At 62.7% G+C, this 18106-nt stretch carries 12 protein-coding genes and 1 tRNA gene; 8 read left to right on the top strand and 5 right to left on the bottom strand.

What is annotated here, in order from left to right:
- Positions 1-10: 10 nt before the first annotated feature.
- Together Q7P63_18050 and Q7P63_18045 are read left to right on the top strand one after the other, a co-directional pair.
- A complete protein-coding gene (locus tag Q7P63_18050; GenBank protein ID MDP0502000.1) occupies positions 11-1588 on the top strand; it encodes a glycoside hydrolase 43 family protein in 1578 nt (525 codons plus the stop codon).
- A 7-nt stretch (positions 1589-1595) separates the two neighbouring features.
- Entirely contained in the window at positions 1596-3170 is a 1575-nt protein-coding gene (locus Q7P63_18045; GenBank protein MDP0501999.1) for a glycoside hydrolase family 28 protein, read from the top strand.
- A gap of 102 nt (positions 3171-3272) precedes the next feature.
- Here Q7P63_18045 and Q7P63_18040 read toward each other — a convergent pair whose 3' ends face one another.
- Positions 3273-4901, bottom strand: coding sequence for a pectate lyase (locus tag Q7P63_18040; protein MDP0501998.1), 1629 nt, complete (start codon positions 4899-4901; stop codon positions 3273-3275).
- 222 nt (positions 4902-5123) lie between these two features.
- Here Q7P63_18040 and Q7P63_18035 point away from each other — a divergent pair.
- Both Q7P63_18035 and Q7P63_18030 read left to right on the top strand, forming a co-directional pair.
- Positions 5124-5198, top strand: a tRNA-Arg gene (locus Q7P63_18035).
- 109 nt (positions 5199-5307) lie between these two features.
- Positions 5308-7848, top strand: coding sequence for a U32 family peptidase (locus Q7P63_18030; GenBank protein ID MDP0501997.1), 2541 nt, complete (start codon positions 5308-5310; stop codon positions 7846-7848).
- Between the two features lie 7 nt (positions 7849-7855).
- On the opposite strand, the gene Q7P63_18025 is transcribed toward Q7P63_18030, so the two are convergent.
- Positions 7856-8611: a DUF2071 domain-containing protein gene (locus tag Q7P63_18025; GenBank protein ID MDP0501996.1), complete on the bottom strand. Its 756-nt coding sequence runs from the start codon at positions 8609-8611 to the stop codon at positions 7856-7858.
- Positions 8612-8890: 279 nt separating this feature from the next.
- On the opposite strand from Q7P63_18025, the gene clpB reads away from it, so the two are divergent.
- The gene (gene clpB, locus Q7P63_18020) at positions 8891-11503 is read left to right on the top strand and encodes an ATP-dependent chaperone ClpB (GenBank protein MDP0501995.1); all 2613 of its coding nucleotides are present in this window, start codon (positions 8891-8893) and stop codon (positions 11501-11503) included.
- Between the two features lie 291 nt (positions 11504-11794).
- Here clpB and Q7P63_18015 read toward each other — a convergent pair whose 3' ends face one another.
- Positions 11795-12913 (bottom strand): alkene reductase, encoded by a 1119-nt coding sequence (locus tag Q7P63_18015; GenBank protein ID MDP0501994.1) that lies wholly within the window; start codon positions 12911-12913, stop codon positions 11795-11797.
- A 191-nt stretch (positions 12914-13104) separates the two neighbouring features.
- Here Q7P63_18015 and Q7P63_18010 point away from each other — a divergent pair, with 191 nt between their 5' ends.
- From Q7P63_18010 to Q7P63_18000, 3 genes are read left to right on the top strand one after another with little or no spacing between them, the layout of a single operon-like run.
- Positions 13105-15105, top strand: coding sequence for a DUF294 nucleotidyltransferase-like domain-containing protein (locus Q7P63_18010; protein ID MDP0501993.1), 2001 nt, complete (start codon positions 13105-13107; stop codon positions 15103-15105).
- On the top strand, positions 15102-15764 hold the full coding sequence (locus Q7P63_18005) for a 3'-5' exonuclease (protein ID MDP0501992.1): 663 nt from the start codon (positions 15102-15104) through the stop codon (positions 15762-15764). Before Q7P63_18010 ends, Q7P63_18005 begins: the two co-directional genes overlap by 4 nt.
- 4 nt (positions 15765-15768) lie before the next feature.
- On the top strand, positions 15769-16110 hold the full coding sequence (locus Q7P63_18000; GenBank protein MDP0501991.1) for a protein tyrosine phosphatase: 342 nt from the start codon (positions 15769-15771) through the stop codon (positions 16108-16110).
- On the opposite strand, the gene Q7P63_17995 is transcribed toward Q7P63_18000, so the two are convergent.
- The gene (locus Q7P63_17995) at positions 16107-17483 is read right to left on the bottom strand and encodes a glycoside hydrolase family 88 protein (protein MDP0501990.1); all 1377 of its coding nucleotides are present in this window, start codon (positions 17481-17483) and stop codon (positions 16107-16109) included. The genes Q7P63_18000 and Q7P63_17995 overlap by 4 nt on opposite strands.
- Before the next feature lie 121 nt (positions 17484-17604).
- Positions 17605-17892, bottom strand: coding sequence for a hypothetical protein (locus Q7P63_17990; protein MDP0501989.1), 288 nt, complete (start codon positions 17890-17892; stop codon positions 17605-17607).
- Positions 17893-18106 lie beyond the last annotated feature (214 nt).

Raw genomic sequence — 18106 nt, 5'->3', positions numbered from 1 at the left:
CCCCTTTCACATGAGTCTGACCCGCGCCACCGAAACAGCCCATCAGGCGACCGGCCCCTGGATACCCGACCTCGGCGATGGCACCTATCAAAACCCGGTCCTTTACGCTGATTACTCCGACCCCGATGTCATCCGCGTGGGGCAGGACTACTGGATGACGGCCTCCAGCTTTTGCCACCTTCCCGGCCTGCCGATCCTGCACTCCCGAGACATGGTCAACTGGGAGCTCGTAACCCACGCGCTGCCCCGCCTGACCCCGGCGGAGGCCTATGAACGCCACCAGCCCGGCTGCGGGGTCTGGGCCCCGGCGATCCGTCACCATGCGGGCAAGTTCTGGATCTTCTATCCCGACCCCGATTACGGCATCTTCGTCGTCACCGCGACCGACGCACGCGGCCCCTGGTCGGCCCCGCATCTACTCAAGGGCGGTCGCGGTCTGATCGACCCATGCCCCCTTTGGGCCGAAGACGGGCGTGCCTGGCTCGTGCACGCCTGGGCGCGCAGCCGCTCGGGTATCAACAACATGCTGACGCTGCACGAGATGGCGCCCGACGGCAGCGGCCTGCTCGACGACGGCAAAGTCATCATCGACGCCAACCAGATGGAGGGCTGGGACACGCTCGAAGGCCCCAAGCTCTACCAGCACGGCGGCTGGTACTGGGTCTTCGCCCCGGCTGGTGGCGTGGCGACTGGCTATCAGGCGGTTTTCCGGTCTCGGAACCCTCACGGCCCCTACGAAGCCCGCATGGTGCTGGAACAGGGCGAGACACCGGTCAATGGCCCGCACCAAGGGGCGTGGGTGGATACGCCCGAAGGCGAGCACTGGTTTTTCCACTTTCAGGAGCTGCAACCTTATGGCCGCATTGTGCACCTCCAGCCCATGCGCTGGCGCGAAGACGGCTGGCCGGTGATGGGGGAGGCGGACGATATTGCCACCTGCGGCGTGCCTGTCTTGATCCACCCCAAGCCCGCCCTGCCCGCGCAAAAGGTGGCCGTGCCGCCCACTTCCGACGACTTCAGCTCTGGCCAGTTGGGGCGGCAATGGCAATGGCAGGCCAACCCGCAACGCAGCTGGGCCAGCTTACCGGGCGGTAGCACGGGCCTACGTTTGGCGTGTGTGCCGCAGCTGGAGCCCAGCCTCTGGCAAGCCCCGCAGTTGCTCCTGCAAAAATTCCCCGCCCCGGCCTTTACCGCCCGGACGGTGCTGGACCTGCAGGCCGTGAGCACGGGCGATCAGGCTGGCCTGATCGTCTTCGGCTACGACTATGCCTGGGCCGGCCTCGTGCAGGCCAGCGAGGGGCTGAAGCTGGTCATGCGCCTCTGCCATGAGGCTGAAAGCGGAAGCCCGGAGCGCGAAGAGATCGAAATGCCGGCCCCAGCGGAGGTCTGCCACCTGCAAGTCGTGGTCGCGAAGGGTGGGGCCTGCCGCTTTGCCTGGAGCATCGACGGCACCGTTTACCAGCCCATCGGGCCAAAATTCCAGGCTCGCGAAAGCCGTTGGGTCGGTGCCAAGGTGGGGCTCTTTGCCGCCAGCAACGAACGTCGCCCGGCCGGTCACGCGCATTTCCAATACTTTACCATCGCCTAGCCTTCCCATGTTACCCCTACGTCTTCCTCTCCTCGGCGTATTTTGCGCCACCCTCGTGCACCTCGTCACCGCCGTTTCCACCCCCTCTTACACCCAAGACGGGCGGCTCTGGGGCGGTGATCCCATCGCGCCGATCAAGGCCCCCTTTAGCATGCCCGAGCTGCAACGTCCGGACTTCGGGTCCCACGTCGTCAATATCCGCGACTACGGGGCCAAGGAAGGGGGCAAGATCAAGAACACCGAAGCTATCGCCAAGGCCATTGCCGCATGTGCGGAGGCAGGTGGCGGTCGCGTGGTGGTCCCTGCCGGCAAATGGCTGACAGGCCCCATCCACTTCAAGAGCAACATCGAGCTGCACCTTGCTGAAGGCGCAGAAGTCATCTTCAGCGACCGCTACGAAGATTACTTGCCCGTGGTGCTGCAGCGCGTTGGCGGCATCGAGATCTACAACTACTCGCCGCTCGTCTACGCCCGCGACTGCGAAAACGTCGGCATCACCGGGCCGGGCAAGCTCAACGGCAACGCCGAAGCCTGGTGGGGCTGGAAGAAAAAGGAGTCCTCCCGCGTCTTCCAATCCGGTGCGCAGGGTATTCCCGTGGAGGAACGTATCTTTGGCACGCCGGAAGATGCCGTGCGCCCCAGCTTTGTCGTGTTTCTCAACTGCCGCAACGTGTTGATGGAAGGGTTTACGATCGGCAGCGGCCCCAACTGGACGATCCACCCAATCTACTCCGAGAACATCATCATCCGCCGCGTGCAGGTGCTGACCGACGGGCCCAATAACGACGGCATCGACCCCGACTCCTGCCGCAACGTGCTGATCGAGCACTGCGTGTTCGACACCGGGGACGACTGCGTGGTCCTCAAGTCGGGCTACAACCAGGACGGTTGGCGTGTGGGCAAGCCGACCGAAAACGTGGTCATGCGCTGGTGCTCGTCCAAACGCGGGCACGGCGGCCTCGTCATCGGCAGCGAAATGTCGGGCGACGTGCGCAACGTCTACATGTACGAATGCGAATTTGAAGGGACCGACCGTGCCGTGCGTCTCAAGTCCCGCGCCGACCGTGGCGGGGTGGTCGAAAACGTCTGGGCCGAGAACCTGAAGGTCAAGGACATGCAATACGAAGTCGTGATCCTCAACATGGATTATTCGGCCGACAAGAGCGCGATCACCAACCCGCACCCGCCTGTCTTCCGCAACATCCATATCCGCAACATCGAAGGCGACGGCGCGCCCGAAGCCATCAAGATTGTGGGCATGAAGGATTCCCTGATCGAAGACGTTACTTTTGAGAACATCCGGATCCGCTCCCAAAAGGGCGCGTTCCTCCGTAACGTGACCGATGTGACCTTCGAGAATGTCGAGATCAACCCCTCGGAGGGCGCCGCTTTTATCCTCGACCACGCGACCGATGTGACGATCCGCAACGCCACGGCCACGCCAGGCACCGCCGCTTTTGTGCGCCTCGAAGGCTCCGAGCCGAGCGATGTGGAGATCAAGGCCAGCAAGCTCGAAGGAGCCAGGGAAGCCGCCGTGATCGGGCAGGGGGCGCAACGCAGCTCGGTCGTGATCAAGCCGTAAGCCGAGCCGCCTGCCAGCTTTTTCAAAAAATCAACGCCGCACGATCCCCAGATCGTGCGGCGTTTTTTACTACTCTCACACTGCGTGAGTTGCCTGTATTACTTACTCCACTGCTGCTGAATGATTACTCACAAAAGGTTGGACCACGCGGAAGTAGCGGGGGCTGCTACTCTCGACGGTTGCCGTGGCTGCGCCGTGCGAGCCCGCCTCCACGCCGTCCTGGGCCTGCCAGAGCGTTCCGTTGGTCGAGGCTTCCAGGCGGCAGTCGTTCGGATAATTGCTCCACTCGAGGGAGACTTCGCCATTGCCGACCAATGCCTCGAATGAGCGTGCCGGGAAGGCATGGACTACGAGGCTGTTCAGGTAGTCTTCCAGGGCCGTGTAGCCGTTGCCATCAAGGTCGCCATTACGGTCGGCCGCGTTGTTCGGATCGAGACCGTAGGCGAGCTCCCAGGCGTCGGGCATGCCGTCGTGGTCGCTGTCGTCGGGGGGCGGCAGCGAGGTCAGCTCCGGAAAACCGCCCACTTCGCTCTGTGAGTCGATAATGCCGTTGTTGCCGTAGGTGGCCGTGCCGGTGGCGACTTCGTTCAACACCCGCTCGTCGATGGCATCCCGCTTCGGCACCATCGCACCGCCATATTGCAGCACATAAGCGTAGGCGACCTCTGCCGGTTGTTGAGTCAAGGGCGGGGAGGCAAACGGCTCGTCTTCGCGGATCCCCGCCTTCAGCTCGTCGCTCAAGCCATCGACCCCTCGCCAGTTGTCGGCGGTCGTCTCGGGGGTACCCTCGGTGATGTTGCCCGCGATGTGATAGCGGCTGTAGATCAGGCTGCCGTTGGGCGCGTCGTCGGGGTAAGTGATGCGGTCGGCCTTGTCGCTGGAGGTGGCGGGCCCTGGCTTGAAGTAGTTGTTGACCATGTTGAACGAACTCAGGAAGCCGTCCGACGTAGGTTCGCCGCCATAGCTGCTGTTGCCGCCCCAGTTGTAGATCACATTTGCGCGCATGTCGACCTGGTCCACGGCGGCCTCGCCGGTGAGGGCGGCATTGCCGTTAAAGCGCGGGTTGCGGCTGGCATGGTGGGCGAGCAGGTTGTGGTGAAACGTGGCCCCCTGGCCGCCCCAGATGCCGCCGTAGCCGTGCGCATCCTTGCTGTGCAGCGAGCGGTTGAGGCTCTCCGCGATCACGCACCACTGCATCGTGGTGTTGCGGTTGCGGTAGAGGCTGGCGCATTCGTCGATCGACCACGAAAAGGAGCAATGGTCGATCATCACCTGCTCTACGTCGCGGCAAAATACGGCATCGCGCCCATCCGCGCCGTCTGCGCTCCCCTGATCGCCCACCCGCACGCGGATGAAGCGCACGATCACGTTGTCGGCGCTGATCTGCAGGGTGTAATTGGCGAGCGTGATGCCGTCGCCCGGCGCCGTCTGCCCGGCGATGGTGATGTTGTCGTTGCGGATGCGCAGGTTCGACTGCAGGGGGATCGTGCCGGAGACGCGGAAGACGATGGTGCGTGCACCGGAGGCTTCGACCGCTGCGCGCAAACTGCCAGCGCCGCTATCGTTGAGGTTGGTCACCTCATACACCGCACCGCCTCGACCGCCGGTGGTCATGGCACCATAGCCCTCTGCCTCGGGAAAGGCGGGGACTGCTGCGCTGAGCTGGGAGAGGGTGGAACATAGAAAAAGGGAGGCGAGACGAATGCTCTGGTGGGGTAAAGGAGCTTTCATGAAGAACGGGTTGGGGTAGGAAGGATGAGACGCCGAAGTGACGGGGTTGTTTGCAGGGTAACTGGTTTCAGGTTGACCACAATCGGGCGTTGGTGCGCATCGTTGCGCAGCCTTCGCGTGATGACATCCACCGCTCTGGATGCGCTTCCTCTCAAATGATGGAAGGCTGCATTTGGTGTCTTGACTCGGAGCAGTGGCTCGCCCACACTTCCAAATTCTTTCGCTCCCATGGTGTAATGGATAGCACGCGGCCCTCCGGAGGCCTAAGTTGGGGTTCGAGTCCCTATGGGAGCGCCATTTTGCCGCCACGCGGCAGCCAGCAAATAAGGCAACGCAGCAAACGAAGTCTCGCTCACCATTATCGGCTTTCGTTTTCTCCGTTGCCTTTCGTGTTTTTGTCGAGCCCATGTCGTTATCCATCAGCCCTTCACCTGTAGAGACTCCTGTGCGCGTGCCCGAAGTGCTGGCCCCTGCAGGCAACTGGGACTGTGCCCGGGCGGCGGTCGAAAACGGGGCCGACGCGATCTTCTTTGGCCTCAACCGCTTCAACGCACGGATGCGGGCCGACAACTTTACCGAGGCCGATCTGCCGGAACTGATGGCCTACCTGCACCGCCGGGGTGTCAAGGGCTATTTGACCTTCAACACGCTCGTCTTTGCCGACGAGGTGGCGGAGGCGGAAGATTTCCTGCGCTCGGCCATCGCGGCGGGAGTGGATGCCGCCATCGTGCAAGATGTGGGCGTGTGCCGCCTGATTCGCCGAATCTCGCCCGATTTCCCGATCCACGCCAGCACGCAGATGAGCGTGACGAGCGATGCGGGCGTCGAGTTTGCGAAAGAGCTGGGCGCGTCGGTCGTGGTGGTGGCGCGGGAGTGTTCGATTGCGGAAATCGAAAAGATGCAAGAGGCCCTCAAAGGTCGTGAGACTTCCGTGCCTTTGGAAGTGTTCGTGCATGGCGCGCTCTGTGTGGCCTACTCCGGCCAATGCCTGACATCCGAAGCCCTCGGCGGGCGTTCAGCCAACCGCGGCGAATGCGCACAGGCCTGCCGCCTGCCTTACGAGCTGGTCTCCGACGGCGAGCTGCAGGACCTGGGAGACCGGAAGTATCTCCTGAGTCCCCAAGACCTGGCGGGTGTGGACGTGATCCCGGGCCTGATCAAGGCTGGGGTGGCGTCCCTCAAGATCGAAGGGCGCCTCAAGCGTCCGGAATACGTCGCCAGCATCACCCGCGTTTATCGGCAGGCGGTGGACCGTGCGGTAGCGGCGCTCGGGGAGCAAAAGTCGGCCGATACGACCACCCCAGAGGAACGTTACGAACTGGAGATGGCCTTTTCGCGTGGTCTTTATACCGGCTGGCTGAGCGGGATCGACAATCAGCAACTCGTGCACGCCCGATTTGCGAAGAAGCGCGGCTTTTTCCTCGGCGAAGTGCGCGAGGTGCGCGGCCAGCGCGTGGCCGTGCAAGGGCTGGCACACGTGCAACCCCAAGATGGCGTGGTTTTCGATCTGGGCCGCTCGGAAGAGGGCGAAACCGGTGCCCGCGTGCAAGCGGTGGAGCAAAAGGGCGGGGTGACGTGGCTTTCGTTCCAGGGCCAGCACCTCGATTGGAGCCTGGTCGAGCCCGGGGCCAAAGTGTGGAAGACGAGCGACCCTTCGCTCGACAAACGTCTGCGCCAGAGCTTTGAGACCGAGCAGCCCAACCACCGGCGTCCGATTCGCTGGACGGTGTTTGGCCATGCGGGAGGCCCGTTGTCGCTCGAAGGACGCGACGAGCGGGGCAACGTCGTGCGCGAAAGCTCGGCCCTGCCGCTGGAAGTGGCGCAAAAGCAGCCGCTCGACCAGGAGCGACTGGAGAAACAGCTTGGTCGCCTCGGAGACAGCCCCTTTACCCAAAGCAGCGTCGACAACCAGTTGGAGCCGGGCCTGATCCTGCCGGTAAGCGAGCTGAACCGCCTCCGCCGCGCGGTGGTCGATCGCCTGCTGGAAGTGCGGGCGCAGCCGCCGCGCTGGGAGGTCCGCGATGAGGAGGTGACGCCTACGCTTTCCTTCGCGCGTGAGCCGCAGGGCTCGGTGACGCCCGAGCTGGTGCTGGTGGTGCGCGATCTGGGGCAGCTCCATGCCGCGCTGCCGCTTGTCCACCGCGATATCTACGCCGAGTTCGAAGACCCCAAGCGTTTCCGCGATGCCATGGCCGCCGTGCGCGCCTACCGCGAGCAGACGGGCCGCGAAGTCCGCCTGTGGGTGATGCCGCCGCGCATGTACAAGATGGGCGAAGACTACGTGATGCGCATCTGCCGCAGTGCCGAGCCCGACGGGTTCCTCGCGCGGAACCACGAGCACTTGCGCGCGTTGCCGGGCGATTACCGAGTACGGGGCGACTTTTCGCTCAACGTCTCCAATGCGCTTACCGCCGATTACCTGCGCGAGCGCTTCCATCTGGAATCGCTCACCGCCAGTTACGACCTCAACGTGGGGCAGCTGACGGCCTTGCTGGAGAGCGCGCCGCCGGAATGGTTTGAGGTGACGATTCACCAGCACATGCCGCTCTTCCACATGGAGCACTGTGTGTTCTGTACCTTCCTCTCCAGCGGCAAGGACTACCGCGACTGTGGCCGCCCGTGCGAGAAGAAGCGCGTGCACCTGCGCGACCGGACCGGGGCCGAGCACCTGCTGCGGGCCGATGCCGGTTGCCGCAATACGCTCTACAACGCCCGCACGCAGACGGGGGCCGAATTTGTGCCGCATCTGCTCAAGCTGGGCGTCCGCCGCTTTCGCGTGGAGTTTATCGACGAGAGCCCGAGCGTGATCCGCGATACGGTGCAGCGCTACGAGCGCCTGCTCAGCGGCGAGATCGACGGCGAAACGCTCTGGCGCGAACTCAACCTCGTCAGCCAGCTTGGCGTCACCCGCGGCACCCTGCGCACCAGTGGCGTGCGGGTCGGGTAGGGCCTCTTTAGCCCCGCACCGGTTCGACCTTGTAGGCTTTTACGCGCACGTCGTCGATGTAGCAAACGTGGTCGGGCGGACGCACGGGGGCGGGCACTCTCGCCTGCGCTAAGGGCGTCAAATCCCAGCGTTCCAGCTCAGCCGGGCGAAAACGGTAAGGCTCATGCGCCACCTGACCTCGGTAAAAGCGCCCCTCGTGTTCGCTGATGAGGTAGTAACGCTCCAGCAGGAAAAACTCGAGGGATCCCGGGCGCGCTTCTACGGGCTCGACTGGCAAGCCGCGATAGCGGTAGCGGGCCTCGTGTGGCGCTCCCCGGCGCTGGCACTGGTAGTCGATCCAGTCGCCTGCACGTTTTGGCTCGTTGGCTTTTATGCGGGAGACTTCATAGGGCAGGTGGAAAAATTGCCGCCCCAGCAGCACCGCGAGGCGTTGGTTGCAGTCCAGCGAGTAAAACCAGACGGCGGGCTTGCCTTCAGCGTCGATCACATAGGTACGCACGTTCAGCTCCAGGAAGTTGGAGATCACGGGTACCGCAGGCGCCCAGGTCGGCTGCACGTCGCGCATGAAAAAGGGGACGAGTGCCAACCAGGCCTTACTGTCGTAGGTGTCGACTTGCAATCCCGACGGGAGGGTGCGCTGGATTTCTTCCGGCTCGATTGCCCAGTGCGCAAACAGGATCGACACCCACCGCTGATACATCGCAGGCTTGGCGTTTTCGGGGATTTGCCGCGCGGCGAGGCGCACATCGAGATCCAGAGACATTCGCATAGTATACCGGCGCCTCTGCATTTTTGATACCATCGCTCTCAGCGAACGGCGAGGACTTGGCGGTGAGTGGTGAATTGTGCCAAGTCGAGAGAGGCTAACGGGCATCTGACGCCAGCTTGAGAAAGGGCTGCGCCATTTTGGCTCACTTGTGCCGAGCAATCTGCTCGTTTGTTCGCGCACAGCGGTGGGCGCATCTGGTTTTATGCCTCACATGTGCTTGATGATCGGTGACTAAGGAAAATATTACGACTTATCTGCCTCCCGGCCCGTGCTATGCAGTTGAAGCTGCAAATGAACCTCGATTTGAACCAGTTTACCGAGCGGGCCCAGAAAGCAGTGTTTGCCGCACAGCAACAGGCCCAACAACGCCAGCACCAGCAGATCGACGGCTGGCACCTGTTGGCGGCTTTGGTGACGCAGGAGCAGGGCACCGTGCCCGCGCTACTGCAAAAGCTGGACCTGCAGCCTGCCGCCTTCGAGCTTGCCCTGACCCGCGAACTCGATCGCCTGCCGGCGGTCAGCGGGACCACCGAAGCCGGTCGCCTTTATGTAACCGAGGCACTTAACGACGCGCTAAGCAAGGCGCAGGCGGAGGCCAAGCGCATGAAGGACGAATACATCTCCGTCGAGCACCTCTTCCTAGGGCTGCTGGAGACGGAGAAGCATGCCGCGCTGCGCAAATTTTTCAACAGCTTTGACTTGTCGGCCGACCGTGTGCGGGAGGCCCTCAAGAGGGTTCGGGGGAACCAGCGGGTGACGTCGCAGAATCCGGAGGCCACCTATCAGGCCCTGGAGAAATACGGGCAAGACCTTGTCGCCATGGCGAGGTCCGGCAAGCTCGACCCGGTAATCGGGCGGGATGCCGAAATCCGGCGCGTCATCCGCATCCTTTCACGCAAGACGAAGAACAACCCGGTGCTCATCGGCGAGCCCGGCGTCGGCAAGACGGCCATCGTCGAAGGCCTTGCCCAACGCATCGTGCGCGGAGACGTGCCCGAGGGGCTGAAGGACAAGACGGTGGTCTCGCTCGACCTGGGCGGCCTGATCGCGGGTGCCAAGTTCCGCGGCGAATTCGAAGAACGCCTCAAGGCCGTGCTCAACGAAGTGAAGCAGTCGGAAGGGCGCGTACTGCTCTTCATCGACGAGCTGCACACGATCGTGGGCGCAGGGCGGACGGATGGTGCGATGGACGCCGGCAACCTGCTCAAGCCCATGCTGGCGCGGGGCGAGCTGCACTGTATCGGCGCGACGACGCTCGACGAATACCGCAAGTACATCGAGAAAGACGCCGCGCTCGAACGCCGCTTCCAGACGGTGCAGGTCGACCAGCCCACGGTCGAGGACACCATCTCGATCCTGCGGGGCCTGCGTGAGCGCTTCGAGCTGCACCATGGCGTGCGCATCACCGACAACGCGCTCGTCAATGCCGCCACGCTCAGCCACCGCTACATCAACGACCGTTTCCTGCCGGACAAGGCGATCGACCTCGTGGACGAGGCTGCAGCCATGATCCGCACCGAGATGGACTCGATGCCGCAGGAGCTCGACGAGTTGCAGCGCCGCACCCTCCAGCTGGAGATCGAAGAGGCCGCGCTGACCAAGGAGAAGGACGCCGCTTCGCAACACCGGCTGGAAGAGCTGCGCCGCGAGCTGGCCGATGTGCGCGAACGCTATCAGGCCCTGCGTGCCCAGTGGGAGGCGGAGAAGGAAACCGTCAACAAAGCCCAGCAACTGCGTGAGCAGATCGACCAGCTGAAGCTCGAAATGGCTCAGGCCGAGCGGAACTACGACCTCAACAAGGTCGCGATGATCCGCCACGGTCGCTTGCCGGACCTCGAGGCCAAGCTGAAGGCGGCGAACGCGGAGGTGGAGCAGAAGACGCACAGCCTCTTCAAGGAAGAAGTCACCGACGAGGAAATCGGCGAGATCGTCAGCCGCTGGACGGGCATCCCCGTCACCCGCCTGCTCGAAGGCGAGAAGGACAAGCTGCTGCGCCTCGAAGACATCCTCCATGAACGCGTGGTAGGGCAGGACGAAGCCGTCACGGCCGTCTCCGAAGCTATCCTGCGCGCGCGCGCAGGCATCAAGGACCCGCGCCGGCCCATCGGCTCGTTCCTCTTCCTCGGCCCCACGGGGGTTGGCAAGACGGAGCTGGCCAAGACGCTCGCCGCCACCCTCTTCGACAGCGAAGACGCCATCGTGCGCCTCGACATGAGCGAATACATGGAAAAGCACAGCGTCTCGCGGCTGATCGGTGCGCCTCCCGGCTACGTCGGTTACGACGAGGGCGGCCAACTGACCGAAGCCGTGCGCCGCAAGCCCTACAGTGTCGTGCTCTTTGACGAGATCGAAAAGGCGCACCCGGACGTTTTCAACACGCTCCTCCAGATCATGGACGATGGCCGCATTACCGACAGCCAGGGGCGCACGGTCGACTTCAAGAACACCGTCATCATCCTGACGAGCAACATTGGCAGCCGTTTCCTGACCGAGGGCGTGGCGGGTGACGAAATCCCGGAGTCGATCCGCGAAAGCGTGCTCGCCGAGCTGCGGCGCGCCTTCCGCCCGGAGTTCCTCAACCGACTCGACGACACCGTGCTCTTCAAGCCGCTGGGCCTGGAACAGATCCATACCATCGTGCACCTGCTGCTCGACAACCTCAACCGCCGCCTGGCCGAGCAGGAGCTGAAGGTGGAGCTGACGCCCGAAGCCATCGACTGGGCCGCCGAGCGCGGTTATGACCCCGTCTACGGGGCGCGCCCGCTGCGTCGCTTCCTGCAAAAGCAGTTGGAGAATCGCCTGGCGCGGGCCATCATCGGTGGCCAAATCCAGCCGGGGCAGACAATCCGGTTCGATGTGCGCGAGGGCGAGCTGGTGACAGTGTAAGCCGTTTACGGTTCTGGATTTGCAACGCGAGGACAAGCGAAGGCTGCCTCGCGTTTTTTTCTGCCCAAGGCCTTCGATCCATTTAGCTACGAAGAAGCCCCAGTCGCAACTGGGGCTCTATCGTAAACAGGACAGGTGTAACCGAGGGCAAAACTATAACCATTTTTATGGCGGGTGCTGCGGGCTCGGGCAAGCCTCATCTGAGGCTGTCACCTGAAAGTTTCAGCGGATTTTACCGTTCGTAAACCCCTAGCTTGCTGTAGAATAACGTGTCGCGATTTGAAGGCTTCTTCATTCGTGATCCAAGGCTGACCGCTCCATGAATGGGTAATCGAGGTAGCCTTTCTCATCGCCCCCATAGAAGGTGTCCCGGTCGTAAGGATTCAGCTCGCCATCCGCCGCAAAGCGTTCCGGCAGATCGGGATTGGCAATATAGAGTCGCCCGTAGGCCACGGCGTCGGCTTCGCCATTGGCAATGATTGCATTGCCGCTTTCACGGGTAAAACCGCCGGCCGCAATCAGACGCGTCTGGCCGACCACAAACGGGCGGAAGTTACGTGCATAGAGGTCCGATTCCCGCTCAACATCCTGACTCCCATCGACGCGCGGCTCCACGAGATGTACATACGCGAGATTGAAGCGTTGCAGCTCTTCCAGCACGTAGCGGTAGGTTTCAAAGCGGTTGGTGGTGGCGATATTGCCGTGGGTATTGTCGGGCGAGAGGCGGATACCCACCCGGTCGCTGCCCCATACATCGACGACCTGCTCAGTCACCTGCAGGAGGAAACGCGCGCGATTTTCGAGCGAGCCACCGTAGCGATCATCGCGATGGTTGGAGCTGTCGCTGAGGAACTGCTCGAGCAGGTAGCCGTTGGCACCGTGGATTTCCACGCCGTCAAAGCCTGCTCGCTTCGCCCGTTCGGCGGCGTGGCGGAAGTCGATGATCGTCTGCTCGACCTCCTCGGTCGTGAGTGCGCGTGGGGTGGGGCGAGCCTTCATGCCCTCCAGAGTCGGCGATTCGCCCAGGCCGGGCAGGGCAGAAGGCGCCACGGGCAAGCTGTTGCCCGGCAGCAGATCGGGGTGCGACAGGCGCCCCACATGCCACAGCTGAAGGAAGATGCGTCCGCCAGCCTCGTGCACGGCTTCCACCACTTGCTTCCAGCCCGCTTCCTGTTCGTCGGTATGGATGCCCGGAGTCAGCGCATAGCCATGGCCGTAGGCGTTAATGGGCGAAGCTTCGGAAATGATGAGGCCTGCGGAAGCGCGTTGGCGGTAATAGGCAGCGTTAATCGGCCGGGGCACATTGCCCTCCGGTGTAGCGCGCATGCGTGTCAGCGGCGCCATCACGACGCGATTCGGCAAGGCCAGCGCCCCGAGTTGAAGTGGTTGCAGTAGCGGTTGAGTAGCCATGATATTAGAGGTAGACATACCAGTTGGTCTACATTGGGGTCGTTGCAAGTGCCAAATGTGGTTTTTCAGGTTAAGAGTCGGCGAAGGATGTGAAACTCTGTCACATTTTTATGATAAAGTGTGGTGGCGGCCTTACGCGCTTCGATTGCCCTTGCTACTGGTGCCCAGCGCCTTCAGCCTGTCGGTATTCCATGAAAGCCGCCAGTATTGCGCAGCGTATCGCGGATTTCCTGAAGAACTATCCGCCCTTCGAGTATCTGCCGGAAGATGCCCTGGCCGCGCTGGCGGCCCAAGGGCGGGTCAAGTTCCACGAAGCAGGAGAAATCGTTTTCCTCCATGGCCAACCGCGCGACCGTTATATCTACGTGATCAAGCAGGGCCGCGTCCGCATTGTGGACGAACAGCACGACAAGGAGCTGGTCGACTTGCGGGGCGAAGGCGACCTGCTGGGGCTGATGGGGCTCAGTGGCGAGATCCACTACGTGCACACGGGTTACAGCGAGGCCGAGACGATCCTGTACGGCCTGCCGCGCGAGGAGTTTTCACGCTTGTGCGAGCGTTCCTCCCAAGCCCGCCGCTACCTCGCGATCTACTTTACGCTCAACCCCTTGCCGATTACGAGCGGCAGCTCGGGCACCAACCCGCCGTGGGTTACCCAGGCCGCCACTGCCGGGAACGTCCGCATGACCAGCGTGGGGCCTTTGGCTACGGTTACCCTACGCAAAGGCGGGCTGTTCGAGGTCGAGCGCTCGCAGCAGACTGCACAGGCGATGCTCTGCACGGTGCCGCCGGAGACGCCGGTGCGCCAGATCGCGAAGCTCCTGCGCCGCAACCACCTTGAGTGCGTGGTGATCGTGGACGCGGCTGGCCACGCGATGGGCGGCATCAGCGACGCAGACCTTCGCGACCGCCTGGCCCATGGCGAGTGCAACCCCGACGCGCCTGCCCACACGGTGATGCGACGACGTCTGGTCGCTTGCAGCCCGCGCGACAACACCGGGCAGATCCTGATCAAGCTCACCCAGTCGGGCCATCCCTACCTGGTGGTGACGCAAGACGGCACGCTGCAGGCACCCGTGATTGGCCTCATCACCGAGCGCAACCTCTTCCTGCAATATGGCCGTTTCCCCACGGTGCTGGGGCAGGCGATCGACACTTCGCCCGACGTATTGACGCTCCGCGCGATGCGCGACCGCCTGGAGGCGCTCATCCTCGAGTTCATGGAAGACCGCATGGCCTTCCCCTGGCTGCTGGAGATGACGGGGGTGCTCAACCGCCGGCTCAACCGCCGCCTCGTCAAGCTCTGCCTCCAGCAGATGAAGGCCGAGGGCTACGAGAAGCCGGCCGAGCGCTATTCGTGGCTCATGATGGGCAGCGGCGGGCGCGACGAACTTCTGATCCGCTCGGCCGTCTACCATGCGTTGATCTACGAAGATCCACCCCCGGAGCGGGCGACCGAAGTGCGCGCGTTTTACCGCGAGCTGGCCCGACGCGTGAGCGATGGCCTGCGCCAGTGCGGCTTTCGCGAGAGCCCGCAAGGCGTGCTGGCCGACCGACCGGAGTGGTGCCAGCCGCTCAGCGCGATGCAGGCCCGCTTTGCCGCGATGATTGCGCACCCGGTGGAGCAAAACGTCTTCAACGCGCGCGACGCCTTCGACTTCCGCCCGCTCGTGCAAGGCTGCTCATTGGCCAAGGCCCTGCGCGAGAGCATGATCCGCAACCTGCGTGACAATCCGGGCTTCATCTACCACATGGCGAGCGACAGCCTCCTGCACCAGCCCCCGCGCACGATCTTCCAAGGCTACGCGGTGGACGAGCGCGGCACGATCCGCGAAGAGCTGGAGATCAAGGCCCACGCACTGCTGCCGCTGGTCGACACGGCCCGCGTGCTCGCACTCGAGGCCGGCCATGTCGAGAGCAATGCCACTTACCGCCGCTTCCAGATGGTGGCCGACATCCTCTTCCCCGACGATCCGGAGGCGCAGCGCCAGCTCAACGAAGCCTCCGAAGCCTTCCTCGTCTCGCACTATGCGCGCGTCAGCCGTGGCCTCGCAGCTGGCACCGATGGGGCCGTCATCCGCCCTGCTTCGCTCGACCGCGAGACCCGCGAGCTGCTGAAGACCGCCTTCCGCACCATCCTCGATACCCTCGAATTCACCGCCAACCGCTACGGGCTCAAGCTGAAGTCATGATCGACCCCACCGCTATCCGTAAAGCCTATCAGCAACGATTCGACTGGACGTGGGAACGCCACCTTGGCTGGGAAAACGTCCGCTTTGTCGTGCTCGACACCGAGTCGACCGGCCTCAACGCCCAGCGCGACAGTATCATTTCCATCGGCGCCGTGGTGGTGTTCGACTTCGAAATCCGCCTCGACGATGCCTTTGAGGTGATCCTGCCCGTCGCCTACAATAGCGCTTCGGTCATGATTCACGGCATCACGCGGGAGGAAGCTGCAGAGGAAGGCATGCCCGAGCCCGAAGCCCTCGCTGAGTTTCTCCGCTACCTGGGCGACGGGATCATCGTGGGGCACCACATTGCGCACGACATCGAGATGCTCAACGTCGCCTGCCGCAAGCACTTCGATTTCGAGCTGCGCAACCTCTGGGTCGACACCATGAACCTGACCCTGCTGCTGGCCGACCTGGGCATATTCGAGGACGACGAATCGCATGACTACTCGCTCGACGGGCTGTGTCGCCGCTTCGGCCTCAAGGCGCACGACCGCCACACGGCACCGGGTGACGCCTTCCTGACCGCCCAAATCTTCCTGCGCCTGCTCAAGGCAGCCAAGCGCGGCAATCTGCTGCGCCTCGGCCAACTGATGGCGGAGCCGAAACGCGAAGAGTAACCACGTGCCCGAACCGGAGAAGCTGCTCTTCGTCTGCGCGCAAAACCGCATCCGCAGCGTCACGGCCGAGCGGATGTTTGCCGCCTCTCAGCGCTATCAGGTACGTTCGCGCGGCGTCGCCCGCCATGCCCGGGTCAAGCTGACGGCGGGCGATTTAGGTTGGGCCGACGTGATCTTCGTGATGGAGAAGAATCACAAGGACCGCATCTTGCGCGACCACCGGGCGGCCGCGAGCGGCAAGCGCATCGTCTGCCTCTTCATCGAAGATATTTATCAGCCAATGGAGCCCGCGCTGCTCGACGAGCTGCGTCGCAAGCTCGCCGAGCATGTGGAACTGCCGGATTAAGGCCGGGGCAGGTAGATCCAGGCCCCTTCATCGTGCATGTTCTCTTCTGGCAGATAGATCCAGTTTTTGACGCGAGGGCTGTAGACCCACGGATCATTGAGGATATAGAGCAGGCGTAGAAAGTCGCCGGTGGGGCTCCAATAGCCTTCCAGCACGTCGTAGCCACGCCAGGCTTCAAGCTCGTCCTGCGGGATCCAGTTGGTGTAGCGCCAAAGGGCTTCGATCAGGTAATAGTCGCCCGTCATGGTGCCGACTTCGCCTTCGCCCCACTTTTCGGAGCCCAGTGCCATGGCCGATTCGTAGCTGGTGCCCTTGGTCAGGTAAGGCGGCTGCGTCAGCGTGTTGAGGATGTTTTCCGCTGCGGTGCGATACTTGGCCTCACCCGTGATCATGTAGAGCTCGAGCGCAGCGGAGGCCACGATGGCCGAGGCGGAAGAATCACGGGGGTTGCGGCTGTCGATCGGTGCATCGAAGTCACTGTAAGGCACATAGTCGTCGCTCTGTAGCGCCGTCTGTTCCAAGTAGTAGTCGAAGGTCTGCTCCGCCCGCTCCAGCATGCGCGGCAGCTCGGTGTAGCGATAGAGCATCGTGTAGCCGTAGACGGCCCAGGCCTGCCCACGCGTCCAGGTCGAATCGCGCGTCCAGCCTTGGTGCGTGCGCTTGGAGTCGACGGTGCCGTCGAGGTTATAGTCTACCACATGAAAGGTGCTATGATCGTCGCGCACGAGATCGGTCCAGCTCATATCGGCATGGGAGATCGCGGCGTCGGCCCACAGCGGGTTGCCCCCGTTTTCTGCCGCCCAGAGCATGATCTCCATGTTCATCATCATGTCGATGTTCACCTCAAAAGGTGTGGCGGTGGGGTTGTTCGCTTCCGCAGGCCAGGCGCGAAAGGCCCCGATGGTCGGGTTCCAGCGCTGGTTGGCCAAGGTTTGGGCCCCTTGTACGATGACGGAGGTATAATCAGACTCGTCTACGTCCCCATTGACGAGCAGCGCCGTGCCGAAGGCGCAGTAGATCTGGAATCCCGTGTCGTTGTCGGTCGCGGTGGCGCGAGAGCGCACGCCCGCATCCCAACGCGCCGCGCGATCGGCCCAGGTCGGGTTGTCCGTCAGGCTCCAGAGGTACCAGAACGCGCCGGGCGCAAAGCCGCTCGTCCAGACGCTGTCGCTCTGGGTGCGCCAGACGCCCGCCTCATTAGTGTAGGCGACGAACGTCTCTTGGGTGGTCAACCGAGTGCGTACGACAGAGTCCCAGCGCTCTGAGGCATGGCCGACGGCATCTGCCACCTGCTGGCGCAATTCGAGGTTGGCATGTACGAGGCAGGGCAGGGCGGCGATCAAGGCACACCACGATAAGGGGGCAAACTTCATAGGGGTAATCAAGGGGTAGTGTTTGCCAATAATTATTAATTCATACTTATCGGGTCAAATGTCTTTTGCACAAAAAAGCCTCGGTTTTACCCGAGGCTTGTCAAAGCGATCTGTCGTATGCCTAGAGGTTCGCAAACCACTTCTGGGCCGGCTCACCGATCAGTGGGAGCGGCTTTTGCTGGCCTTGAATGGCCGAGATCAAGCCCATGATCCAGAAGACGAAGGGTACGATCCAGAGAATGAGGTTCAAAAACGGAATAAAGGCGCAGATAAAGCCCAGGATGATCAGGGCCAGCGACTGGCGGAGGTGGAAGCGCACCAGCGGATCCTTTTCCTTGTCGAGCACGAGGGCGGCAACCCAACCGATGATAGTGATGTACGAGATAATCGCGAGAGTCTTGCTATCCATTGAGAACGTGATTCGAAGTGTTTGGTATAACGTCGCTTATACGCAAAATCGCTGGGGTTGGCAAGCTTCGATGGTTCTCATTCCTTGGCGTTAGGCTAAAAGATCCGGCATTCATAGGCCTCAAACCCCACCGGAATGCCGGGTAAGCTATATCAGGTTGAATTGAACCGCTTACGGCGTTGCCTTCCCGCCTTGCAATGCTTCTGCTTTGGCC

This window comes from Verrucomicrobiota bacterium JB022 (assembly GCA_030673845.1).
GTDB lineage: Bacteria > Verrucomicrobiota > Verrucomicrobiia > Opitutales > Oceanipulchritudinaceae > WOUP01.
The sequence above is the reverse complement of the archived record's forward strand: the minus strand, read 5'-3'. Positions and strand labels throughout refer to the sequence as shown.